We start from the raw sequence: 22791 nt of genomic DNA, 5'->3' as shown, positions 1-22791 counted from the left end.
TTGCCCAACGATGGCTGAGTCTTCAAGGGGTTGCGTGCGATTCTCGAACGAGGTTCGGTTAACGCGCCCGCTCATGAACCTTTCGGCGCCCGGATGATCTCGGCGTCTCCCGCCAGGCGGCGGAGGATCTTGTTGGCTTCCTCGACCTCGCTGAACGGCAGTTCGCGCCCGACGCTGCGCGTGGACTGCGAGAAGCGCGCCACGCCGTCGCGGAGTTCGGCCGTCCGGACGATCTCGCTGTTGGCCACGCGCCCCGACCAGATCGGGCCCTTCACCGAGTAGCCGTCGCCCTTGTTCGGCAGGACCACCTCGGTCACGGAGGTCGCATAGGCCGGGAACGTCGTCGCGAACGGCGCGTCGGTGTTGGGCCCCGGCTCGCGCCGGGGAAAGGTGGTGGCCTTGCCCGACCCGGACCCTGGAAACTTGAACTCGCGCGCGCCGACGTCGTCGTTCATCCGCCAGTCCATCTCGACCGTACCGGTGATCATCACCTTGCCGATGCCTTCGGGGGTGACGTCGAAGTCGATCTTCTCGAGCGTCATCCAGCTGTTGCTGGCCGAGAACTGTTGCTTGAGACCGCGCTCGATGTCGGCGCGGGGCGTGGTCCGCAGCGCCCGGGCCAGGGCGAGGCCGGCGTCGCCCCGGAAGATCATCGACATCGTCAGCGGCGCGGGCTTGTCGAACCCGCCCGTGGCGTCGATCCGGATCTGACCTTCAGTGTCGGGCTTGGCCAGCGAGGGCTGCACAATCTCCTCGAGCGTCGCGCCCGCCGTCCGAAGCGGCAGCGCCCAGCGGAACGGCGGCGGCCGCAGGCTGTCCAGATCGCCCAGGTCGCCCGAGCGCGTGCCATCCAGCCAGTAGCTCTTGCCGTCGATGCGGGCGCGGACGATCACGTGATTGAACAGGGCCGCCGACGGCGTCCGCTCGTTCAAGCCGTCGCCGCCGGTGGTGGAGACCAGCACCGGTTCGGCCTCGACGCCCAGCTCGCGCAGAACGGCCAGCAGCAGCACCGTCTTGGCCTTGCAGTCGCCGAAACGCCGCGACCAGGTCTCGTCGACGGACGCCGGCTTGTAGCCGCCGTCGCCCATGCCCAGGAACAGATAACGGGTCTTGTCCTCGACCAGCTGCAGGGCCTTGAAGGCGCGGACCTTGGGATCGGAACCGGCGGCGGCGATCGTGGCGATCTCGGCCCGCAGCGGGGAGTCGGCCGACAGTTCACCGGCCTTCACGTACAGCGGCGCCATGCGGCGGGAGATATCGTCCCAGCCGCTGTAGGTGGTGGCCTCGATCCCGCCCAGGCGCTGGAAGCGAAGCGGGGCCGCGGCCGGCGGCTTGGGTGTCTTGACCCCTGTCACATCGACCAGCAGCTCGTTGAGCTTGCCCGATCGGCTGACCTTGGGCGTTGGAAAGGCCGGCAAGGCCCGCCAGGTCAGGGGCGTACCGTCCGCCCACAGCATCCGGACGCGATAACGGCCGGCGACGCCGCTCCAGGCCATGCGCTCGAAGTCGTTGGTGCGGCCGCCGACCAGCGGGTCGCGATGCTCGTAGCTGTAGGACCAGTCGATCAGATCGCCGACCTGCAGGTCCTTGATCTGGATAGACGCGGTCATGCGGCCGTCCAGCATGGCGCGTTCGAGGTTCTTCTCGCGGCGCAGGACCAGTACGTCCTGGCCGTTCTTCAGGAGATCGATGCGCTGGCCGTCGCGGACGATGGCTAGGGCGTGGATCGTGACCTTGTCGCGGATTGGATCCCAGGTGACCGAGCGCGAACCGCCCTGCAGGGCCTCGGGCTTCAGGACCTTGACGATCCGGCGGTTGTAGTAGGTCGACCCGGTGTTGTCGTGCTGGGCTTGGTTGTCGTCCAGCAGCACCTGGGTCGAGGGCGCCTGGTCGTCGACGGGCGGGGCGGGGATCTCGGCCACCTGCACCCATTTGGCCGGCGGGCCATAGCTGGGCTTCTCGTCAGCCCGGGCGGCGCCCGCCAGGACCACCATCGACACCGCGGTCAAGACCGCCACCTTCCAAACCCGCACGCCACGCCTCCCCAACACAACCTCAGGAGTTGTGACAGGCTTTCGCGCAAAAGAAAACGGCGGCGGGATTGCTCCCGCCGCCGCTACTTCAGCTCCGATGGAGACGAAGCCTATTCCTTGACGGCGCGCTCGCGCAGAGCCGCGCCCAGGATGTCGCCCAGCGAAGCGCCGGAGTCCGACGAGCCGAACTGCTCGATAGCTTCCTTCTCTTCGGCCATTTCCAGCGACTTGATCGACAGCGACACACGGCGCGCGGCCTTGTCGATGTTGGTGATCTGAGCGTCGACGCGGTCACCCACGGCGAAGCGCTCGGGGCGCTGTTCCTGACGATCGCGCGACAGGTCCGACTTGCGGATGAAGGCCGACATCGGCGCGTCGTCTTCACCGAAGCGGACTTCGATGCCGCCCGTGGTGACTTCCGTCACGGTCACGGTCACGGTCTGGTTCTTGCGGTAGGTGTCGCCCGACATCGGATCGCCGCCCAGCTGCTTGATGCCCAGCGAGATGCGTTCCTTCTCGATGTCGACGTCGAGAACCTTCGCCTTGACCATGTCGCCCTTCTTGTAGCGGGCCATGGCTTCTTCGCCCGGGGCGCTCCAGTCGATGTCCGACAGGTGCACCATGCCGTCGATGTCGTTGTCGAGGCCGACGAACAGACCGAATTCGGTCGCGTTCTTGACTTCGCCTTCGACGGTCGAACCGACCGGGTGAGCTTCCAGGAAGGCTTCCCACGGGTTGGCCAGGGCTTGCTTCAGGCCCAGCGACACGCGGCGCTTCGACGGATCGACGTCCAGCACGACCACGTCGACTTCTTGCGAGGTCGAGACGATCTTGCCGGGGTGGACGTTCTTCTTGGTCCACGACATTTCCGAGACGTGCACCAGACCTTCGACACCAGCTTCCAGCTCCACGAAGGCGCCGTAGTCGGTGATGTTGGTGATGCGGCCCGTGAACTTGGCGCCGACCGGGTACTTGGCTTCGACGCCATCCCACGGATCCGACTGCAGCTGCTTCATGCCGAGGCTGATGCGCTGGGTGTCCGGGTTGATCTTGACGATCTGGACCTTCACGGTGTCGCCCACGGCGAGCACTTGGCTCGGGTGGTTGACGCGCTTCCAGCTCATGTCGGTGACGTGCAGCAGGCCGTCGATGCCGCCCAGGTCGACGAACGCACCGTAGTCGGTGATGTTCTTGACGACGCCTTCGCGGATTTCACCCTCTTGCAGCTGCGACACCAGTTCGGTGCGCTGCTCGGCGCGGGCTTCTTCCAGGATGGCGCGACGCGAGACGACGATGTTGCCGCGCGGACGGTCCATCTTGAGGATGGCGAAGGGCTGTTCCTTGCCCATCAGCGGGCCGACGTCGCGGACCGGACGGATGTCGACTTGCGAGCCCGGCAGGAAGGCCGAGGCGCCGCCCAGGTCGACGGTGAAGCCACCCTTCACGCGGCCGACGATGGCGCCCATGACGGGTTCGTTCTTGGCGTAGACGCCTTCCAGACGGGTCCAGGCCTCTTCGCGCTTGGCCTTTTCGCGGCTGATGACCGCTTCGCCGAGAGCGTTTTCCAGGCGTTCCAGGAACACCTCGACCGAGTCGCCCACCTTGATGATGGCCTTGCCGGCTTCGTCGACGCCGAATTCCTTCAGCAGAATACGACCTTCGGTCTTCAGACCGACGTCGATGATGGCGAAGTCCTTTTCGATCCCGACGACCAGACCCTTGACGACGGTGCCTTCCGCGAAATCGCGGCCGCCCATCGAGTCGTTAAGCAGCGCTTCGAAATCGTCGCGCGTCGGGTTGAAGCTCATATCGTCAGCCATGCTGATGTTTAGTCTCTAGGTTGGGGGAAGCCCTATGGTGAGCGCCGCCGGAAAGCGGTTCTCGGGATTCCGGATGAAGTGGTTTTTCTGCGGTCCCGCGCGCGTTCCTAGCGGGCGGCGAGGCGGGCGGTGGATTAGCCCGGGAGGTTTCCCGACCGGGCGCGCGCCGTCTCGACGATACGGCGGGCCGCATCGAAGGCCTGCTCTATAGTCATTTTCGACGTATCGAGCAAGACGGCGTCAGCCGCCTGTGTCATCGGCGCGTCCTTGCGGCCGCCGTCGCGTTCGTCGCGTTTGCGGATATCGGCCAGAATCTCGTCGAAGGTGACACTTTCGCCCTGGCCGAGCAGCTGTTTCCAGCGACGGTCGGCGCGCACCTCGGGGCTGGCGGTCACGTACAGCTTGGCCGGGGCCTCGGGGGCGATGACCGTGCCGATGTCGCGGCCGTCCAGCACCGCGCCGGGCTCGCGGGCGGCGAAGGCGCGCTGCAGGTCGAACAGGGCCGCGCGGACGCCGGGGTGCACGGCGCAGCGGCTGGCGGCCTCGCCGGCGGCGCGGGTGCGGACCTCGGGCTTCTCCAGCTCGGCTAGGTCGAGGCCGCGCGCCGAGGCCTCGGCGGTCGTCGGGTCGTCCAGATCGCCGCCGGCCGCCAGGATGCGCACGCCGACGGCGCGGTACAGCAGGCCGGTGTCCAGCATCGGCAGGCCATAGGCCGCCGCCAGGCGCGCGGCGATGGTGCCCTTGCCCGAGGCGGCCGGTCCGTCGACGGCGATCACGAAACCCATGATCTCAGGCCTCGGTCAGGGTCGCGCCCAGGCCGCGCATCAGGTCGGGAAAGCCCGGGAAGCTGGTGGCGATCATGCCCGGCTCGTCCACGGCCACCGCGTTCTCGGCGGCCATGCCCAGGATCAGGTGGCTCATGGCGATCCGGTGGTCGCCGTGCGTCTCGACTGTCGCCCCGCCGCGCGGCGGCTGGCCCGTCCCGTGGACGATGAAGCCTTCCGGCTCCTCCTCGACGTCGACGCCGCAGGCCTCGAGCCCGGCCGCCGTCAGGGCGATCCGGTCGCTTTCCTTGACGCGCATCTCGCCGATGCCGCGCATCACCGTGTCGCCCTGCGCGAAAGCGGCCGCGACGGCCAGGATCGGATATTCGTCAATCATCGACGGCGCCCGCTCGGGCGGCACGACCACGCCCTTGAGCTTCGAATAGCGAGCGGTGATGTCGCCGACCTCCTCGCCGCTGGCCACCCGGCGGTTCGAGATGACCAGATCCGCGCCCATCTCCTGCAAGGTCGTGAACAGGCCGGTGCGCAGGTCGTTGAGCATCACGCCCTCGACCGTGACCTCGGATCCGGGGACCAGCAGGCCGGCCACCAGCGGGAACGCCGCCGAGGACGGGTCGCCAGGCACGGCGACGTGCGTGCCCGTCAGCTTCTGGCCCTCGGGCAGCCGCACGTGGCGGACGGTCTTGTCGCCGACCTTGCGGTCTTCGACCAGCACCTCGGCCCCGAAGGCGCGCAGCATGCGCTCGGTGTGGTCGCGGGTGGCTTCCGGTTCGATCACCTCGACGCCGCCCTCGGCGTGCAGGCCGGCCAGCAGCACGGCCGACTTCACCTGGGCCGAGGCCATCGGCAGGGTGTAGTTCAGGCCGCGCAGATTGCCGCCCTTCAGGGTCAGGGGCAGGCGGCCCCGGTCGCGGCCCATCCAGGTCGCGCCCATCTTGGCCAGCGGCTCCAGCACCCGGCCCATCGGGCGGCCGCGCAGCGAGGCGTCGCCGGTGAAGGTCGAGCACATGGCGAAACCCGCCGCCGCGCCCATGATCAGGCGCACGCCGGTGCCGGCGTTGCCGCAGTCGATCACGTCGGCCGGCTCGGAGAAGCCGCCCTGGCCCTCGATCCGCCAGCGTCCGCCGCCCTCCTGCTCGACCCGCGCGCCAAAGGCCCGCATGGCCCGCGCGGTGGCGAGAACGTCGTCGCCCTCGAGAAGGCCCTCGACCGTCGTCGTCCCGGTCGCCAGCGCGCCCAGGATCATCGATCGGTGTGAAATGGATTTGTCGCCCGGAGCGCGAACAGTCCCTCGCAGAGCGCCTCCGGGGGCGCTCCTCAATCCAGCCGCCGTCATGCCGAAACCGGCTCCTCAAAGATACAGGTGGTTGCGCGAAGGGGATTGCTTTTGACAGCGGGCTCTCGCCATGGCAAGTGACCCGCCGCTTTTCCCATCCGGATCAAAGGGTCGCCAATTGGCCAATCCCGAATTGGGCGCAAAACAAATTTGCCCCAACTGCCAATCCAAATTCTACGATCTCGGCCGTCGTCCGGCCGTGTGCCCCAAGTGCGGTGAGTCTTTCGACCCGGAAGAGGCGCTGAAGTCGCGCCGCGTCCGGGCTCGCTCGATCACGCCGGACTATGACGCCGAGGACGAGAAGCCCGCCCCCGCTCCCAAGGACGAGGACGGCTTCGAGGACGAGGTCGATGAAACGCCGGAAATCGACAAGGTCGAGCCGGACGTCATCGAAACCGAGGACGAAGACGTCGATCCCGGCGCGCCGACCCCCGCGGGCGGCGACGACCTGGGTGTCGACTTCGCCGAGGACGAAGACCTCGCCGAGGACGAAGCCGACGACGTTCCGTTCCTGGAGGACGAGGACGACGACGACATTCTCGAGGACGAGATCGAAGGTCTGCCCGGCGAGGGCGAAGAAGACTGATCCATTGGATCCGTCTCTGTGACGACCGGTTTCGGGCTTGCCGGAACCGGTCGTCCACAGGGGTTTTTCGGGGTGCGACATTTTTCTCGAAAAAACTTCGAGAAGAGGCTTGATCCCAAAAAAATCCCGGACTAGGTTCCGCGCCTCTTCGGGGAGCGACACCAGTCGAAACGCCGAAGAGACCAAGGATTTCCGAGAGTTACCGTAAGGTTCCCTTCGAAAAATTTGGGGCTATAGCTCAGCTGGTAGAGCGCTTGAATGGCATTCAAGAGGTCAGCGGTTCGACTCCGCTTAGCTCCACCATCAAGGCCCGGACGGAAACGTCCGGGCCTTGTCCATTTCTGGACCTTAGCTTCCCCCTCCTCTTGAACCGATTGGCCGCGGTCGCCATTTCTGGATCCGTGTCGTGGGGACCTTCGCCGATCCTCGGGTTTGTCTCCACGAACGAAGTCGCTTGAGCGAGGACTTCGCGATGACCCGGACGATCCTGTTCGACAGCCCCTTCCTGCTGGGCTTCGAACACACCCGAGACCTGATCGAGCGCGCCGCCAAGGCCGCCTCGGAAAGCTATCCGCCTTACAATGTCGAGCAGTCCGACACCGGCGGCGTGCGCATCACCTTGGCCGTAGCCGGCTTCTCGCCCGACCAGTTGCAGGTGACCATCGAGGGCGGCCAGCTGATCGTGGCGGGCAAGCGCGACGCCGACGGCCGTTCGGAGGCCGAGCGCGCCTTCCTGCACCGAGGCATCGCCGCCAGGGGTTTCGTGCGCACCTTCGTCCTCGCCGAGGGCATGGAGGTGACCGCCGCGACCCTGGAGCACGGCCTCCTGCACATCGACCTGGCGCGCCCCGAACCTGAGCGCCTGATTAAAAAGATTCCCATTCGTAGCGCGGGCTGAACGGCCGCGCGGAACTCGTCCCTTCCCGCCCGGCGCTGAACCGGCCGGGAAACGGCGCGTTCCCTCACCAAGGAGGTGGTCATCATGACGCCCAACACCCACCACAACCCGCTCTTCACGAGCGAAGCGTTCGCGGCCCTCGGCGCGCCAGACCTCGTCTATGTCCGCCCGATCAAGGCGGCCGAGATCCTCGCCGACGTTCCGGAAGGCGTGGAGGACTTCAGCCTGTCGCCGGATCAGACACTGTACGCCGTGTGCCGCGCCGACGGGGCCCGCCTGGCCGTCATGATCGACCGTGACACGGCGATCGCCGCCGCCCTCGCCCACGAACTGGCGCCGGTGTCTGTCCACTAGCTAAGAGCAACGCGGGCCCTAGGCGGCCCTCCAGAGCCCCCGGAAGGGCTAAGCCGCCGTGCTGGTCGCTTCGTGCGTCAGCAGGACGTGGATGGCGTCGGCTGAACGCGCCTGGCGCAGGGCCGACCGCGTCTCGGGCTGGCGCATCATCCGCGCCACCCGGGCCAGGGCCCGCAAATGTTGCGCATTGGCCTCGCGCGGCGCGAACAGCGCCACCAGAAGGTCCACGGGTTTGTCGTCGAGGGCGTCGAACGCCACCGGCGTGTCCAGGCGCACCAGCACCGCGCGGACGCGATCCAGGCCGTCCAGGCGCGCGTGCGGCAGGGCCACGCCCTCGCCCACGCCGGTCGAGCCGGCGGCCTCGCGCTCGACGAGACCCTCCAGCGCGGCGTCGGCGTCGACGCCCAGAACCCGGGCGGCGACGTCGGCGACCATGGAAAGAGCCTGGCGCTTACCGGGCGCGGAGACGCGTAGCGCCACCGCTCCCGGGTCGAGAAGATCGCCGATGGTCATGGACTTCCAACGCTCGCTCATTGTCGACCGCCTTGGCGCCGTCGCCGCGGATCCGCCGACGACGCCACCCACCATGCCATGGTCAGGTTAGCTCGCGGTTGACCCGTGCCCGTTCAGCGACTTCGTGCGTTCGGGGTCGATCCAGCCGATATTTCCGTCTGGACGCCGGTAGACCACGGACAATCCGCCGTGGGCGGCGTTCCTAAACACGATTGCCGGGTACGCGGTCAAGTCCAGTTCCATGACCGCCATGGAAACAGTCATGGTCTTCACCGCCGCCTGGGTCTCCGCGATGACCATCGCCGCGGGTGCGCCCGTCGGGTGGTCGGCGTCGGCTTCCCAGTCGTGTTCCTCGCCTTCGTCTATCTCCGGCGCCCGGAGGACGAACATGGCGGCGTTTTCGACCTGCTTGGCCGTGGCCGCCGCCGAGTGGCTCTTCAGCCGCCTCTTGTATCGTCGAATCCGGGTGTCGATCTTGGACAACGCCGAGTCGAACGCCGCGTGCGCGTCGCCTCCCGATCCATGGCTGATGAGTTGCTGACCCGAAGCCAGCTTTACCGAGCAATCGACACGGAAGGCATAGCCGTCCTTGCTGACCACGACCTCGGCTGCTCCACCTCGGTCGAAGTATTTCCCAATGCTCAGGGCGATTTCGTCGGAGACTCGCGCTCGCAGAGCCTCGCCAACGTCGACATGCTTGCCGGAAACTTGGACTTGCATGACCTAACAACGCGCCTGTCCGAGACGGGTGTCAAGCGGCGCCATCGGTCCTTGCGAAGTCGTCAGACGAGGCCCGAAAAAACGCTCAAAAGCTTGCGAACGGCCATGATCACGACATGGGCGCTGACGAACAATAGGGCCCCGCTTCCGAGCGCCATCAGGTAGCCCAGGAGGGCCAGGACGCCGTCTCGCTGAAGCAGCGCCAGGGCCAGGACGGCGACCGTCGCGCCGGGCGCCAGATTGCCGAGCGGGATGGGCAGGACCAGCACCAGGGCCAGCAAGGTGCAGACCACGCCGATCGCCCGCTCGCCCAGCGGTGCGAACATTGGCCGCAGCCTGGGACGGGTGATCAGCTCCATGCTGCGGACGATCGGCGCCAGGCGTCGGAACAGGCCGCGCAGGTCGTCGCGCTTCAGGGGCTTCTCGATCAGGCCGCGGGGCAGCCACGGCGTGTCGGCGCCCATGGCGATCTGTGGGGCCAGGAACAGGATCGGCAGCGACAGCACCGTCGAGGAGCCCGGCGGCAAGGGCAGGGTGTTGAGCAGGCCGAAGACCAGCAGCATGGCCCCGAAGGCCCGGCTGTCGAACGCCTCCAGCATCTCGCCGACGGTCAGGACGGGGCTGGCGTCCTCGCCGAACCCCTCGATCACGTCCGCCAGACTTTTCTCGATCATCAAAACCTCGTCACGGCCCGCTCAGGAACGCGCGAGGGGCGCTTTTGGCGCTCAGACCGCTTCCTTCATCAAGCGGCGACGCTCGACCGAGGAGGGGATCCGCATGGCCTCCCGGTACTTGGCCACGGTCCGGCGGGCGATGTCGACCCCGGCGGCCTTGAGAATTTCGACGATGGCGTCGTCGGAGTGGACGTCGGCCTCGGTCCGCTCGGCGTCGACCAGGCCCTTGATCTTGTGCCGGACGCTGGCGGCCGAGTGCGCCTCGCCGCCTTCCGACGACTGGATGGCCGAGGTGAAGAAGAATTTCAGCTCGAACACGCCGCGCGGCGTGGCGATGTACTTGTTCGAGGTGACCCGGCTGACCGTGCTCTCGTGCATGCCGATGGCGTCGGCCACCGTCTTCAGGTTCAGCGGCCTCAGGTGCTCGACACCGAACGCCAAGAAGCCGTCCTGCTGGCGCACGATCTCGCTGGAGACCTTCAGGATGGTCTTGGCGCGCTGGTCCAGGCTCTTCACCAGCCAGTTGGCCGTGGCCATGCAGTCCGAAACAAAGGTCTTTTCCTGATCGGTGCGCGCGCCCTTGGAAATCCGCGCGTGATAGCGCTGGTCGACCAGCACGCGCGGCAGGGTGTCGGTGTTCAGCTCGACATGCCACATGCCGCCCAGGCCTTCACGGACCATGACGTCGGGCACCAGGGTCTCGGCCGGTTCGGTATGATAGGCCGCGCCTGGGCGGGGCGACAGCGAACGGATCTCGGCGACCATGTCGCGCAGATCCTCGTCGTCCACGCCACAGAGGCGGCGCAGGGCGGCCATGTCACGCTTGGCCAGCAGCTCGAGATTGTCGAGCAGGGCGGCCATGCACGGATCGTAGCGGTTCAGGTCCTGCAGCTGCAGCGCCAGGCACTCGCGGACGTCGCGGGCGAAGACGCCGGCCGGCTCGAAGCCCCGCAGGACCGTGAGGGTTTCCTCGACCATCTCCAGCTTGCAGCCCAGGCGGGCGGCCAGCTCGACTACGTCGAGGCGCAGGTAGCCGCCGTCGTCGACGGCGTCGATCAGGATCTCGGCGATGGCGTTGCGCGCCGGCGAAAGCGCGGCTTGGACCAGCTGAGCGCGCAGGTGCGCGGCCAGGGTCGGGGTGTCGGTCAGGGCGCGTTCGTAGCTGTCATCGCCCTCGAACGAACCGCCGCCGCCGGCCCGCGACCAGTCGATCTGTCCGCCGGCGTGTTCGGCGCCCTGGTCGGGTTCGGCGCCGTCGCCGGTGGCGCGCTCGCCGGGCGATACGTCTTCGGCCGGCGCGTCCATTTCGCGGCCCGCCGTGGTGTCGGCCACCGCGTCGAGCTGGGTCTGGCTGGCGGCGCGTTCGGCTTCGACCTCACCGGCGGGCTCGGACTCGCCTTCGTCACGGTGCAGGAGCGGGTTGCGCTCCAGCTCCGCCTCGACGAAGGCGTCCAGCTCGATGTTCGACAACTGCAGCAGCTTGATAGCCTGCTGCAGCTGCGGGGTGATGACGAGGCCCTGGCCCTGCCGGAGCTCTAGTCGGTGGCTGAGCGCCAATGCGCCCTCCTGACAAATCGAACAACTTCGATCGCCATTGAAGGGCGGTTCTGGTTAACGGGAGGCGAACGCTTGCAATTATCGGGCCGGTGCGACCGAGTGTCCCGAAAAACCGCGTTCCGATCCGGCAAGCCCTTGCAGAACAAGGGGTTGGCGCGCGCGGAAGCTGGCGAAAGGCCCTTCGGCCTCCCGCCGAACATGCTTAACCGCCGAGACGCGGCTCCGAGAAGCTATCGCCAAGGTAGACGCGCTTGACCTCAGGGTTGTCGACGATCTCGCGCGGCGAGCCCTCGAACAGCACTTCGCCGGCGTGGATGATCGAGGCGCGGTCGATGATGTCCAGCGTCTCGCGCACGTTGTGGTCGGTGATCAGGATGCCGATGCCGCGGCTCTTGAGATAGCCGACCACCTCGCGGATGTCGGCGATCGCCAGGGGGTCGATGCCGGCGAACGGTTCGTCCAGCAGCATGAACGACGGTTCGCTGGCCAGGGCGCGGGCGATTTCCACGCGACGCCGCTCGCCGCCCGACAGGGCCACGGCCGGCGACTTGCGGATGTGGGTGATGCGCAGCTCCTCGAGGATGCTGGTCACCTGCTCGCGGGCCTTGCGCGGGTCTTTCTGGCGCATCTCGACCACGGCCATGACGTTCTGCTCGACCGTCATGCCCCGGAAGATCGAGGCTTCCTGCGGCAGGTAGCCGACGCCAAGGCGGGCGCGCTGGAACATCGGCTGGGCGGTGATGTTCTCGCCGTCCAGATAGATCGCGCCGTAGTCGGCGGCGATCAGGCCGGTGATCATGTAGAAGCAGGTCGTCTTGCCGGCGCCGTTCGGGCCGAGCAGGCCGGCGACTTCGCCGCGCTTCAGCCGCAGCGAGACGTTCTTGACGACCGGACGGTCGCCGAACGACTTGCCCACGGAATCGACGAACAAGCCGTCCATGTCGTTGGGGGTCAGGGTCATGAAGGGGTCCTAGCGCTGGGCGGGCTGTTCGGCCGCGGCCGGCGCGTCGGAGGTCTTCTTGTTGTCGTCCTGATAGAACACCGCGCGCACCCGACGCGGCGCGGTCCGCCCGGGCGTGCTGGATTCCAGCTTGGCGTCGTTGGTCTTGGTGTTGACGGTCAGGCGGTCGCCCCGCGCCACGTCCTTGCCCTTGACCAGCACCACGTCGCCCGTGACGACGGCGATGTTGTTGTCGAAGGTGTAGACCGCGCGATCGCCTCGGGCCTGCTGCTGGTCGCTGACCAGGTACACATTGCCTTCGGCTTCCATCCGCTGGGCGTTGCCGCACGCGTTGGCGTTGTCGGCCGCGGCCCCGGCCTTGCGGGCGCTGTACACCGTCACCTGCTTGGCCCGCATCCGCGAGCGGTTCTGCAGGATCTCCACGTTGCCGCGGAAGATCGTGATGCACTTGCTGTTGATCGTTTCCTGCTGGTCAGCGGACACGTCGATCGGCGCGCTCGAGTCGCCTTGTTGGGCGAAGGCCGCGCCGCCGGCCCCCATCCCTGACAGGATCAACGCGGTCGCCGCCGCAGCCGTCCATCGCTTCATCAGAACCATGTCCTCATCCGTCGCCGCTCGCGGCTTACGCGAACCTGCGCCATTTGTCTTCACTACTGCCGTTCGAACCGCGCGCGAACCCCGCCGCGGAAGACGATGCGATCGCCCTTGTCATATACGGAGTAAGCGCGAGATTGCACCTGTCCGCTGGGACCTTCGCCATTCATCGTGCTTTCGCCCGAGACGTTTCCGGTCTTGGTGTCCACGAAGGACTCCTCCGACGCGAAGCGGTAACCGGTGCCATCGTCCAGCCGAACGTCGTCCTTCAGGTTCAGGCCGAAGTTGTCCTGGCGATAGACGCCGTGCTTGGCGGTCATCCGTGTGGGCGTCGGCGAGCCGAGATCCAGGGTCAGGGCCGGGTCGTCCAGGATGATGCGGCGCGGATCATTGTCGTCGCGGATCGCCGACCGCGCGGTGATCATGAAGCTGCGGCCGTCGGTCGACTGGCCGTAGAAGCGCGGCGTGATCAGGCGGATCTCGGTCTTGGCCTCGGCCGGCGGATGGGTGGCGGACATGTAGGTGCGCCAGCCGACCTGCGAGGCCACGATCAGCAGCAGGATCGCGATCGCGGCCGGCAGGACGATGCGCGCGGCCAGCACCCGGCGCGAGCGGCGGCGCCAGCGCGCGAGGTCGGCGCTTATCGCTCGTCCGGTCATGACCGCGGTGGGGTGCATCCGCCTTCCGTCAGGTGTGCGCGAAGATGTCGACCTCCTCCCAGCCGGCCAGGTCGAGCGAGGCGCGGTGGGGGAGGTAGTCGAAGGCGGCCTGGGCGTGGGCCATGCGGCCTTCACGTTCCAGCATGATGTTCAGCTTTTCGCGCAAAGCGTGCAGATGCAGCACGTCCGAGGCGGCGTAGGCCACCTGCTCGGCGCTCAGGGCGGCCGCGCCCCAGTCCGACGACTGCTGGGCCTTGGACAGCTCAACGCTCAGCAGCTCGCGCGTCACGTCCTTCAGGCCGTGGCGGTCGGTATAGGTGCGGGCCAGCTTCGAGGCGATCTTGGTGCAGTAGACAGGTGCGGTCACGACTCCCAGATGGAGTTCGAACATGGCGATATCAAAGCGGCCGAAGTGAAAAAGCTTCAGCACGTTCGCATCGGTCAGCAGGGCCTTGAGATTGGGGCAGTCGTAGGCCGGACGCTTCAGACGCACCACGTGGGCGTCGCCGTCGCCCGACGACAGCTGGACCACGCACAGCGGGTCGCGACCCAGGCGCAGGCCCATGGTCTCGGAATCGATCGCGATGATGCTCGCCCCGGCGAACGCGCCGTCGGGCAGGTCGCCCTCGTGAACAAAATTGGCCAAGTCTCAGAAATCTCCGGCTCGGGTCCGCCCGCAACGCGTCGAACCACGCGCCTGTTATAGGCGCGCGTCACTTATACTCACGATGAACGGGATATCTATCCGTTGGAAGTTTGGCCGTTTGAGAAGTTCGGCGCCACCCTGCTTCCTAGAAGCTCTGTAAGGGTGGTGCCCAGGAGAGGACTCGAACCTCCACGACCTTTCGGTCACTGGCACCTGAAGCCAGCGCGTCTACCAATTCCGCCACCTGGGCCCGCGGTAGCAACCGGTTAGGTCGCCGCGAGGCCGGGACGTTTAGGGAAAGCCTCTGGCCGCGTCAACAGCCAAAAATCGACAAATCGTGATTTCGTTGCGAACAAGGCCGTGGTCGTCTAATCCCCGCGTTTATCGCGGTGGCGTCATCGCATGCGACGAGGAATGAAGATGCAGGGTCTGGTCACGGTGTTCGGCGGCACGGGTTTCGTGGGCGGCCAGGTCGTGCGCGCTCTGGCCAAGGCGGGCCATCGGGTGCGAGTGGCCGTGCGCCAGCCCAACCTGGCCTATCGCATGCGCATGATGGGCGACGTCGGCCAGATCGAGGTGGTCCAGGCCAATGTCCGCAATCCCGCTTCGGTCGCCCGCGCCCTGGACGGGGCCGAGGCCTGCGTGAACCTGGTCGGCGTGCTCTGGGAGAGCGGCCGCCAGAAGTTCCAGTCGCTGCACGTCATGGGCGCCAAGACCGTGGCCGAGACAGCCGCCCAGCTTGGCGTCAAGCATCTGGTCCATGTCAGCGCCCTGGGCGCCAAAACGACCTCGGAGTCGAAATATTTCCGCACCAAGGCCGAGGGTGAGGCCGCCGTGCGCGCCGCCTTCCCGGGCGCGACGATCGTGCGGCCCTCGCTGGTGTTCGGCGTCGACGACAAGTTCTTCAACAAGTTTGCCCAGATGGCGGCCCTGGCCCCGGTCGTGCCGCTGGTCGGCGGCGACAGCCGCGTCCAGCCGGTGTTCGTCGGCGACGTCGCCGCGGTGATCGCCAAGGCCGTCGCCAGCCCCGCCGCCGTCGGCGTCACCTACGAGCTGGGCGGCCCGACCGTCTATACGATGCGCGCGATCCTTCAGCTGGTGCTGACCGAGACCGGCCGCGACCGGCCGCTGGCCCCGCTGCCGTGGCCGATCGCCTCGCTGCTCGGCTCGGTGGGCGACATCCTGGCCGGGATCGTCCCGCTGGCCCCGCCGGTGACCTCCGACCAAGTCGAGATGCTGAAGAGCGACAACGTCGCCGACGGCGGCCTGCCCGGCCTGGCCGAGGCCGGCGTGATCCCGACCGCCGTCGAGGCCGTTGTCCCGACCTATCTCTACCGCTTCCGCAAGGGCGGCCAGTACGCCGAGACCCCGGCGGGGGCGTTCTAGGCCTTTCAGCCAAGGCCAAACGACAAAGGGCGGACGCCGCGAGGCGCCCGCCCTTTTTGCTTCAGCGGCCTCGCCGCTGGCTCAGTGGCGCAGGTACAGCACCGCCAGGCCGCCGATGCCGACGGCGATCCGCCACCAGGCGAACGGGGCGAAGCCGCGCTTGCCGACGAAGTCGAGCATGTACTTGACCACCACCAGGCCCGACAGGAACGACACGACGAAGCCGATCGCCACGATGCCGACATGGCCGGCGTCCAGGGCGTCGCGGTTCTTGTAGACGTCCAGGGCGAAGGCCCCGACCATGATCGGGATGGCCATGAAAAAGCTGAACTCGGCCGCGGCCCGGCGCTCGATGCCGAACAGCATGGAGCCGACGATGGTGGAGCCCGAGCGCGACACGCCGGGCACTAGCGACAGGCACTGGAACAGGCCGACGATCAGCGCCTTGTGCAGCGGCAGGTCCATGGCGTCGTGATCGACGGCCGGCGGAGCCTTCTTGTCGATGGCCAACAGGATGATCCCGCCGATCAGCAGCGACCAGCAGATGATCAACGGGCTCTCGAACAGGAACTTCTTGATCACGTCGTGCAGCAGCAGGCCGGCCACGAAGGCCGGAATGACCGCGACGATGACGCTCAGGGCGAACCGCCGCGCCTCGGGGCGGGTCGGCAGGCCGATCAGCACCTTCCACAGCTTCTGGAAATAGAGCGCCACCACCGCCAGGATCGCGCCCAGCTGGATCAGCACGATGAAGGTGTCCCAGGAGGGGTCCTTCAGCCCCATCAGCTCTTTGGTCAGCAACAGGTGGCCGGTCGAGGAGACGGGAATGAACTCCGTCAGCCCCTCGACCAGACCCAGAATGATAGCGCTCAACCAGTCAGGCATTGTTCGGCTCCAAACCCCGCCTTGGCGTGCGCCCGATAGGGTAAATAGGCGGTAAATCCACAAAGTGGACTAATTCGCTCGGATGTTGCGAGTCGATCTCAATGACCACACCCCCGGCAGGGCGATATAAGTCTATATTTTTGACCACCACATTCTTATTGCCCCAAAGAGTCCGTATTAGGCCCGCCTGAGCAATTTTTCTCCCGTGACGGGGGCGAGGGAAGTCGCATGGCCGAGCGCATGCTGAAATTCACGACGGTGGCCCGCAAGACGCCTGAAAAGCGTGCGGCGGCCGAGCGTTCTGGCGACTTCCACGAAATCTATGCGGACTTCATCGACGCCAAGGCCAACGAGCAGGCCTCGCGTTGCTCGCAGTGCGGCGTGCCGTTCTGTCAGACCCACTGCCCGCTGCACAACAACATTCCCGACTGGTTACGGATGACGGCCGAAGGCCGCCTGGAAGAAGCCTACGCCCTGTCGCAGGCGACCAATTCCATGCCGGAAGTCTGCGGCAGGATCTGCCCCCAGGATCGTCTGTGCGAAGGCAACTGCGTCATAGAGCAATCGGGTCACGGCACCGTGACGATCGGCTCGGTCGAACGCTATCTGACCGACAAGGCTTGGGAGATGGGCTGGGTAAAGCCGCTGGTCGCCGGTGCGGCGCGCGGTCAATCGGTCGGCGTGATCGGCGCCGGCCCCGCCGGCTTGGCCGCCGCCGAGAAGCTGCGCGAGGACGGCTATGACGTCACCGTCTACGACCGTCACGACCGCGCCGGCGGCCTGCTGATCTACGGCATCCCCGGCTTCAAGCTGGAAAAGGACGTCGTCGAGCGCCGCACCCGGCGCCTGGCCGACGGCGGCGTCGCGTTCAAGCTGGGCTTCGAGGTCGGCAAGGACGCCACCCTGGAAGACCTGCGCGCCAAGCACGACGCGGTGCTGATCGCCGTCGGCGTCTATGCCGCCCGTGACCTGACCGTGCCCGGCGGCGGCAGCAAGGGCGTCGCGCCCGCGCTGGACTATCTGATCGCCTCCAACCGCGTGGGCCTGGGCGACGCCGTGCCGGCCTACGAGTCGGGCGAGCTGAACGCCGAGGGCAAGGACGTCGTCGTGGTCGGCGGCGGCGACACCGCCATGGACTGCGTGCGCACCGCCATCCGCCAGGGCGCGGCCTCGGTCACCTGCCTCTATCGCCGCGACAAGGCCAACATGCCCGGCTCGATGCGCGAAGTGGCCAATGCCGAGGAAGAAGGCGTCACCTTCGAATGGCTGGCCGCCCCCCGCGCCCTGTCCGGCGAGGCCGAGGCCGTCACCGGCGTGCGCGCCATCCGCATGCGCCTGGGCGCGCCTGACGCCTCGGGCCGCCAGAGCCCCGAGGAAATCCCCGGCGGCGACTTCGACCGTCCGGCCCAGCTGGTGCTGAAGGCCCTGGGCTTCGAGCCCGAGAACCTGCCGGAAGCCTGGTCGGCCCCCGACCTGAAGGTCACCCGCTGGGGCACGGTCAAGGCCGACGTCCGCAACCAGATGACCAATCTCGACGGCGTGTTCGCCGCCGGCGACATCGTCCGCGGCGCCTCGCTGGTCGTCTGGGCGATCAAGGATGGCCGCGACGCCGCCGACGCCATCCACCGCTACCTGCAGGCCAAGGTCGGCGCGCCCGCGCTGATCGCGGCGGAATAAGAGAGAGGACCTGAAGACCATGGACCAGATGGACCTCTATCTGAAGAACCGCCAGGCCCTGATCGACGGCCACGCCTACGACCCGTCGACCGAGCGCGACGCGTGCGGTGTCGGCCTGATCTGCGCCATCGACGGCCAGCCGCGCCGCGAGGTCGTCGAGCTGGCGATCAAGGCCCTGAAGGCCCTCTGGCACCGGGGCGCGGTGGACGCCGACGGCCGCACCGGCGACGGCGCCGGGGTGCTGGTCAGCGTCCCGCAAGACTTCTTCGTCGACCAGGTGCGCCGTACGGGCCACGCCCTGCGCTCGGGCCCGGTCGCCGTCGGCCAGATCTTCCTGCCGCGCACCGACCTGGGCGCCCAGGAAGCCTGCCGCACGATCGTGGAGGCCGAAGCCCTTCGGTTCGGCTTCTACATTTACGGCTGGCGCCAGGTGCCGGTCGACACCTCGGTGATCGGCGAGAAGGCCAACGCCACGCGTCCGGAAATCGAGCAGATCATGCTGGCCGGTCCCGCCGGCCTGGAAGGCGAGGCGCTGGAGCGCGCCCTGTTCCTGTGCCGCAAGCGCATCGAAAAGCGCGTCCACGCCCAGAACATCTCGGATTTCTACATCTGCTCGTTCTCGGCCAAGTCGCTGATCTACAAGGGCATGTTCCTCGCCGAGCATATCGACGAGTTCTATCCCGACCTGAAGGACGACCGCTTCGCCGCCGCGGTGGCGATCTTCCACCAGCGCTATTCGACCAACACCTTCCCGCAATGGCGCCTGGCCCAGCCCTTCCGGATGCTCGCCCACAACGGCGAGATCAACACCATCAAGGGCAACGTCAACTGGATGAAGTCCCACGAGATCAAGATGGCCGCCCAGGCCTTCGGTGAGTTCGGGGACGACGTGAAGCCGGTGATCCAGCCGGGCGGTTCGGACAGCGCCAACCTCGACAACACCTTCGAGGTGCTCGTGCGCGCCGGCCGCGACGCGCCGATGGCCAAGGCCCTGCTGGTGCCGGAAGCCTCCAACCCGAAGATGAAGGACGCCCACAAGGCGCTCTATTCGTACTGCAACGCCGTGATGGAGCCGTGGGACGGTCCGGCCGCCCTGTGCGCCACCGACGGCCGCTGGGTCGTGGCCGGCAAGGACCGCTCGGGTCTGCGTCCGCTGCGCGTGGCCTATACCGACGACGGCCTGGTGATCATGGGCTCGGAAGCCGGCATGTGCGGCGTCGACGAGGCCCGCATCACCCGCAAGCTGGCCATCTCGCCCGGCCGGATGATCGCCATCGACCTCGCCGAGGGGCGCCTCTACGGCGAGAACGAGATCATCGACGAACTGGCCGACCGCCACCCCTACACCGAGTGGCTGGGCAACATGGTCGATCTCGAAAAGGAGATCGGTCCGGGCCCCGAGCCGCGCAAGTTCGGCCGTGAGGAGCTGACGCGTCGCCAGGCCGCCGCTGGCTACAGCCTCGAGGACATCGAGATGGTCCTCGCCCCGATGGTCGAGGAAGGCAAGGAAGCCGTCGGCTCGATGGGCGACGACACGCCGCTGGCGGTGCTGTCGGAGAAGTACCGGCCGCTGTCGCACTACTTCCGCCAGAACTTCAGCCAGGTGACCAACCCGCCGATCGACCCCCTGCGGGAGACTGGCGTCATGAGCTTGAAGACCCGCTTCAAGAACCTGGGCAACATCCTGGCCCAGGACGCCGCGCAAGCGGATGTCTACGTGCTGGAAAGCCCCGTGCTGACCACCGGCATGTACGGGCGGATCCACGGCCTGCTGGGCGAGAAGAACGTCGCGGTCATCGACTGCACCATGCCCCTGCCCGCGCCCGAGGCCCGGGGCGGCGACGCCCTGCGCGCCAACCTCGACCGCATCCGGGCCGAGGCCGAGGACGCCGTGCTGCGCGGCTGCGGCGCCATCGTCTTGACCGACGAGGCCAGCGCGCAAGACCGCGTCGGCCTGCCGATGATCCTGGCCACCGGCGGCGTCCATGCCCACCTGGTCGCCAAGGGCCTGCGCTCGTACGTGTCGATCATCGTCCGCTCGGCCGAGTGCCTGGACACGCACTATTTCGCGGTGCTGGTCGGCGTCGGCGCCACGGCGGTCAACGCCTACCTGGCCCAGGAAAGCTTCCAGGACCGCCTGGAGCGCGGCCTGGTCGGCGAGAAGTCGCTGCGCGACGTCTGCATCAACTTCAAGACGGCCATCGAGGGCGGCCTGCTGAAGATCATCTCCAAGATGGGCATCAGCGTCATCTCCTCGTACCGCGGCGGCTACAACTTCGAAGCCGTCGGCCTGTCGCGCGCCCTGGCCGCCGAGTTCTTCCCCGGCATGCCCTCGCGCATCTCGGGCATCGGCCTCGCCGGCATCGAGAGCAAGACGGTCGAGCTGCACCGCAAGGCCTGGGGCCCGGCCGCCGTCACCCTGCCGGTCGGCGGCCTGTACAAGGCCCGCCGATCGGGCGAGGCCCACGCCTTCGAGGCGCGGCTGATGCACACCCTGCAGACGGCCTGCGACACCGGCGACTACGAGCTGTATCGCCGCTGGTCCAACGGCCTGCGCACCCAGAAGCCGATCCAGCTGCGCGACCTGCTGGACTGGCGCTCGGACCGCAACCCGATCTCGACCGACGACGTCGAGAGCGTCAACGAGATCCGCAAGCGCTTCGTCACGCCCGGCATGAGCCTGGGGGCCCTCAGCCCCGAGGCCCACGGCGCGCTGAACATCGCCATGAACCGCATCGGCGCCCGCTCGGTCTCGGGCGAGGGCGGCGAGGACAGCGCGCGCTACAAGCCGCTGCCGAACGGCGACAACCCCAACAGCGCCATCAAGCAGGTGGCCTCGGGCCGGTTCGGCGTCACCGCCGAATATCTGAACCAGTGCGTCGAGCTGGAGATCAAGGTCGCTCAGGGCGCCAAGCCCGGCGAGGGCGGCCAGCTGCCCGGCTTCAAGGTCACCGAGATGATCGCCCGCCTGCGTCACTCGACGCCCGGCGTGATGCTGATCAGCCCGCCGCCGCACCACGACATCTATTCGATCGAGGATCTGGCCCAGCTCATCTACGACCTGAAGCAGATCAATCCGGTCGCCCGGGTCACGGTGAAGCTGGTCGCGGCCACGGGCATCGGCGCGATCGCGGCCGGCGTGGCCAAGGCCAAGGCCGACGTGATCCTGGTCGCCGGCGGCGTCGGCGGCACGGGCGCCTCGCCCCAGACCTCGGTCAAGTACGCCGGCGGTCCGTGGGAGATGGGCCTGTCGGAAGCCAACCAGGTGCTGACCCTGAACAACCTGCGCCACTCCGTGGTCCTGCGGGCCGACGGCGGCATGCGCACGGGTCGCGACATCGTCATCGCCGCCATGATGGGCGCCGAGGAGTTCGGCATCGGCACCGCCTCGCTGGTGGCGATGGGCTGCATCATGGTCCGCCAGTGCCACTCCAACACCTGTCCCGTGGGGGTCTGCACCCAGGACGAGGCCCTGCGCGCCAAGTTCACCGGCACGCCGGACAAGGTCATCAACCTGTTCACCTTCGTGGCCGAGGAAGTCCGCGAGATCCTGGCGGGCCTGGGCTTCAAGAGCCTGCAGGAAATCGTCGGCCGCACCGACCTGCTGGCCCAGGTGTCGCGCGGCGGCGAGCATCTCGACGACCTCGACCTGAACCCGCTGCTGGTCCGCGCCGACCCGGGCGCGAACAAGCCGTACAACACGGTCGTCGGCCGCAACGCGGTGCCGGACACCCTGGACGCCCAGATCGTCCGCGACGCCGCCCCGCTGCTGGAACGCGGCGAGAAGATGCAGCTGACCTACACGGTCCGCAGCACCGCCCGCACCATCGGCACCCGCACGTCCAGCCACATCGTCCGCAAGTTCGGCATGAAGGGCCTGCCCGCCGGCCACCTGACTGTCCAGCTCAAGGGCTCGGCCGGCCAGAGCCTGGGCGCGTTCGCGGTCCAGGGCCTGCGCATCGAGCTGACCGGCGAGGCCAACGACTATGTCGGCAAGGGCCTGTCGGGCGCGACGATCGTGATCAAGCCCGCCCGCGGTCTTGCGGCCCCGGAGACCAACACCCTGATCGGCAACACCGTGCTGTTCGGCGCCACCTCGGGCCGGCTGTTCGCGGCGGGCCAGGCGGGTGAACGCTTCGCGGTCCGCAACTCGGGCGCCACCACGGTGGTCGAGGGCTGCGGCGCCAACGGCTGCGAGTACATGACCGGCGGCCAGGTGGTGATCCTGGGCCCGACGGGCGGCAACTTCGGGGCCGGGATGACCGGCGGCATGGCCTTCGTGCTCGACCAGCACGACCGGTTCCAGGAGAACATCAACCCCGACAGCATCGTCGTGCAGCGCCTGGCCTCGCCCTATTGGGAAGGCGTGCTGCGCTCGTTGATCGCCGAGCACGCCCGCGAGACGGACTCGGTGTTCGCCGAGACCCTGCTGCGCGACTGGGACCGGGTCCGTGACCAGTTCTGGCAGGTCTGCCCGAAGGAAATGATCAACCGCCTGCCCCAGCCGCTCGCGGCCGAGGAAGCGGTGCACGAACGAGCCTGATCATCCGGTTTCCCTCTCCCCTTGCGGGAGAGGGTGGCAGCCGTAGGCGGTCGGGTGAGGGGTTGAAGACAGGATCCGCCGCGACCGGCTTGACCGCTGGTCGCGGCGTTTCTGTTCGTGCGACCCCTCATCCGTCGCCTGACGTCGCCACCTTCTCCCGCAAG

18 protein-coding genes, 2 tRNA genes and 1 pseudogene are annotated in these 22791 nt (G+C 67.6%); 7 read left to right on the top strand and 14 right to left on the bottom strand.

Annotated features, from left to right (window positions below; genetic code table 11):
• Window positions 1-71: 71 nt before the first annotated feature.
• The 4 genes from ASC70_RS20655 to aroA all read right to left on the bottom strand — a co-directional run bounded on the left by ASC70_RS20655 (window position 72) and on the right by aroA (window position 5974).
• Window positions 72-2033, bottom strand: coding sequence for a DUF3857 domain-containing protein (locus tag ASC70_RS20655; RefSeq protein WP_056053990.1), 1962 nt, complete (start codon window positions 2031-2033; stop codon window positions 72-74).
• Window positions 2034-2143: 110 nt separating this feature from the next.
• The gene (rpsA, locus tag ASC70_RS20650) at window positions 2144-3853 is read right to left on the bottom strand and encodes a 30S ribosomal protein S1 (protein ID WP_056053987.1); all 1710 of its coding nucleotides are present in this window, start codon (window positions 3851-3853) and stop codon (window positions 2144-2146) included.
• Between the two features lie 134 nt (window positions 3854-3987).
• Window positions 3988-4638, bottom strand: a complete 651-nt coding sequence (cmk, locus tag ASC70_RS20645) for a (d)CMP kinase (protein WP_056053984.1) — start codon at window positions 4636-4638, stop codon at window positions 3988-3990.
• 4 nt (window positions 4639-4642) lie between these two features.
• The gene (aroA, locus tag ASC70_RS20640) at window positions 4643-5974 is read right to left on the bottom strand and encodes a 3-phosphoshikimate 1-carboxyvinyltransferase (protein WP_056053981.1); all 1332 of its coding nucleotides are present in this window, start codon (window positions 5972-5974) and stop codon (window positions 4643-4645) included.
• Window positions 5975-6092: 118 nt separating this feature from the next.
• Between aroA and ASC70_RS20635 the strand changes: the two genes are divergently transcribed.
• From ASC70_RS20635 to ASC70_RS20620, 4 genes are all read left to right on the top strand, one after another.
• Window positions 6093-6560, top strand: coding sequence for a TIGR02300 family protein (locus tag ASC70_RS20635; RefSeq protein WP_047403884.1), 468 nt, complete (start codon window positions 6093-6095; stop codon window positions 6558-6560).
• 227 nt (window positions 6561-6787) lie between these two features.
• Window positions 6788-6863: transfer RNA gene (locus ASC70_RS20630), tRNA-Ala, on the top strand.
• Window positions 6864-7032: 169 nt separating this feature from the next.
• The gene (locus ASC70_RS20625; RefSeq protein ID WP_047404120.1) at window positions 7033-7458 is read left to right on the top strand and encodes an Hsp20 family protein; all 426 of its coding nucleotides are present in this window, start codon (window positions 7033-7035) and stop codon (window positions 7456-7458) included.
• Between the two features lie 84 nt (window positions 7459-7542).
• The gene (locus ASC70_RS20620) at window positions 7543-7812 is read left to right on the top strand and encodes a DUF1150 family protein (protein WP_047404122.1); all 270 of its coding nucleotides are present in this window, start codon (window positions 7543-7545) and stop codon (window positions 7810-7812) included.
• Between the two features lie 48 nt (window positions 7813-7860).
• Here ASC70_RS20620 and ptsN read toward each other — a convergent pair whose 3' ends face one another.
• The 9 genes and pseudogenes from ptsN to ASC70_RS20575 all read right to left on the bottom strand — a co-directional run bounded on the left by ptsN (window position 7861) and on the right by ASC70_RS20575 (window position 14386).
• Window positions 7861-8325, bottom strand: a complete 465-nt coding sequence (gene ptsN, locus ASC70_RS20615) for a PTS IIA-like nitrogen regulatory protein PtsN (RefSeq protein WP_047404124.1) — start codon at window positions 8323-8325, stop codon at window positions 7861-7863.
• An 87-nt stretch (window positions 8326-8412) separates the two neighbouring features.
• Complete coding sequence (hpf, locus tag ASC70_RS20610) at window positions 8413-9045, bottom strand: ribosome hibernation-promoting factor, HPF/YfiA family (protein ID WP_056053979.1); 633 nt, start codon at window positions 9043-9045, stop codon at window positions 8413-8415.
• A 62-nt stretch (window positions 9046-9107) separates the two neighbouring features.
• Window positions 9108-9722: an exopolysaccharide biosynthesis protein gene (locus ASC70_RS20605; RefSeq protein WP_056053976.1), complete on the bottom strand. Its 615-nt coding sequence runs from the start codon at window positions 9720-9722 to the stop codon at window positions 9108-9110.
• 48 nt (window positions 9723-9770) lie between these two features.
• Window positions 9771-11276 carry an RNA polymerase factor sigma-54 gene (rpoN, locus tag ASC70_RS20600; RefSeq protein WP_056053973.1) on the bottom strand — a complete coding sequence of 502 codons (1506 nt, stop codon included), beginning with the start codon at window positions 11274-11276 and terminating at the stop codon, window positions 9771-9773.
• Between the two features lie 202 nt (window positions 11277-11478).
• Complete coding sequence (gene lptB, locus ASC70_RS20595) at window positions 11479-12237, bottom strand: LPS export ABC transporter ATP-binding protein (RefSeq protein WP_047403892.1); 759 nt, start codon at window positions 12235-12237, stop codon at window positions 11479-11481.
• Between the two features lie 9 nt (window positions 12238-12246).
• Window positions 12247-12825: an LptA/OstA family protein gene (locus ASC70_RS20590; protein WP_056054109.1), complete on the bottom strand. Its 579-nt coding sequence runs from the start codon at window positions 12823-12825 to the stop codon at window positions 12247-12249.
• Window positions 12826-12887: 62 nt separating this feature from the next.
• A pseudogene (gene lptC / locus ASC70_RS20585) lies at window positions 12888-13552 on the bottom strand (LPS export ABC transporter periplasmic protein LptC).
• Complete coding sequence (locus ASC70_RS20580) at window positions 13519-14136, bottom strand: ribonuclease D (RefSeq protein WP_056053970.1); 618 nt, start codon at window positions 14134-14136, stop codon at window positions 13519-13521. The pseudogene lptC and the gene ASC70_RS20580 overlap by 34 nt, the downstream one beginning before the upstream one ends.
• A gap of 163 nt (window positions 14137-14299) precedes the next feature.
• Window positions 14300-14386, bottom strand: a tRNA-Leu gene (locus ASC70_RS20575).
• A 170-nt stretch (window positions 14387-14556) separates the two neighbouring features.
• Here ASC70_RS20575 and ASC70_RS20570 point away from each other — a divergent pair.
• Entirely contained in the window at window positions 14557-15522 is a 966-nt protein-coding gene (locus tag ASC70_RS20570) for a complex I NDUFA9 subunit family protein (RefSeq protein ID WP_056054105.1), read from the top strand.
• Between the two features lie 81 nt (window positions 15523-15603).
• On the opposite strand, the gene ASC70_RS20565 is transcribed toward ASC70_RS20570, so the two are convergent.
• Window positions 15604-16407 (bottom strand): undecaprenyl-diphosphate phosphatase, encoded by an 804-nt coding sequence (locus tag ASC70_RS20565; RefSeq protein ID WP_047403896.1) that lies wholly within the window; start codon window positions 16405-16407, stop codon window positions 15604-15606.
• Window positions 16408-16635: 228 nt separating this feature from the next.
• Between ASC70_RS20565 and ASC70_RS20560 the strand changes: the two genes are divergently transcribed.
• Together ASC70_RS20560 and gltB are read left to right on the top strand one after the other, a co-directional pair.
• Window positions 16636-18084 (top strand): NAD(P)-dependent oxidoreductase, encoded by a 1449-nt coding sequence (locus ASC70_RS20560; RefSeq protein ID WP_047403898.1) that lies wholly within the window; start codon window positions 16636-16638, stop codon window positions 18082-18084.
• Between the two features lie 19 nt (window positions 18085-18103).
• On the top strand, window positions 18104-22627 hold the full coding sequence (gene gltB / locus ASC70_RS20555; protein WP_047403900.1) for a glutamate synthase large subunit: 4524 nt from the start codon (window positions 18104-18106) through the stop codon (window positions 22625-22627).
• The last annotated feature ends 164 nt before the right edge of the window (window positions 22628-22791 follow it).

The sequence above is a fragment of the Caulobacter sp. Root343 genome (assembly GCF_001425745.1).
GTDB lineage: Bacteria > Pseudomonadota > Alphaproteobacteria > Caulobacterales > Caulobacteraceae > Caulobacter.
The sequence above is the reverse complement of the archived record's forward strand: the minus strand, read 5'-3'. Positions and strand labels throughout refer to the sequence as shown.

Bases quoted from the DNA above. Each gene is read 5' to 3' on its own strand.
- rpsA (WP_056053987.1), bottom strand. From the start codon at position 3,853: ATGGCTGACGATATGAGCTTCAACCCGACGCGCGACGATTTCGAAGCG.
- cmk (WP_056053984.1), bottom strand. From the start codon at position 4,638: ATGGGTTTCGTGATCGCCGTCGACGGACCGGCCGCCTCGGGCAAGGGC.
- aroA (WP_056053981.1), bottom strand. From the start codon at position 5,974: ATGACGGCGGCTGGATTGAGGAGCGCCCCCGGAGGCGCTCTGCGAGGG.
- ASC70_RS20625 (WP_047404120.1), top strand. From the start codon at position 7,033: ATGACCCGGACGATCCTGTTCGACAGCCCCTTCCTGCTGGGCTTCGAA.
- ASC70_RS20620 (WP_047404122.1), top strand. From the start codon at position 7,543: ATGACGCCCAACACCCACCACAACCCGCTCTTCACGAGCGAAGCGTTC.
- ptsN (WP_047404124.1), bottom strand. From the start codon at position 8,325: ATGACCATCGGCGATCTTCTCGACCCGGGAGCGGTGGCGCTACGCGTC.
- hpf (WP_056053979.1), bottom strand. From the start codon at position 9,045: ATGCAAGTCCAAGTTTCCGGCAAGCATGTCGACGTTGGCGAGGCTCTG.
- lptB (WP_047403892.1), bottom strand. From the start codon at position 12,237: ATGACCCTGACCCCCAACGACATGGACGGCTTGTTCGTCGATTCCGTG.
- ASC70_RS20590 (WP_056054109.1), bottom strand. From the start codon at position 12,825: ATGAAGCGATGGACGGCTGCGGCGGCGACCGCGTTGATCCTGTCAGGG.
- ASC70_RS20570 (WP_056054105.1), top strand. From the start codon at position 14,557: ATGCAGGGTCTGGTCACGGTGTTCGGCGGCACGGGTTTCGTGGGCGGC.
- ASC70_RS20565 (WP_047403896.1), bottom strand. From the start codon at position 16,407: ATGCCTGACTGGTTGAGCGCTATCATTCTGGGTCTGGTCGAGGGGCTG.
- ASC70_RS20560 (WP_047403898.1), top strand. From the start codon at position 16,636: ATGGCCGAGCGCATGCTGAAATTCACGACGGTGGCCCGCAAGACGCCT.
- gltB (WP_047403900.1), top strand. From the start codon at position 18,104: ATGGACCAGATGGACCTCTATCTGAAGAACCGCCAGGCCCTGATCGAC.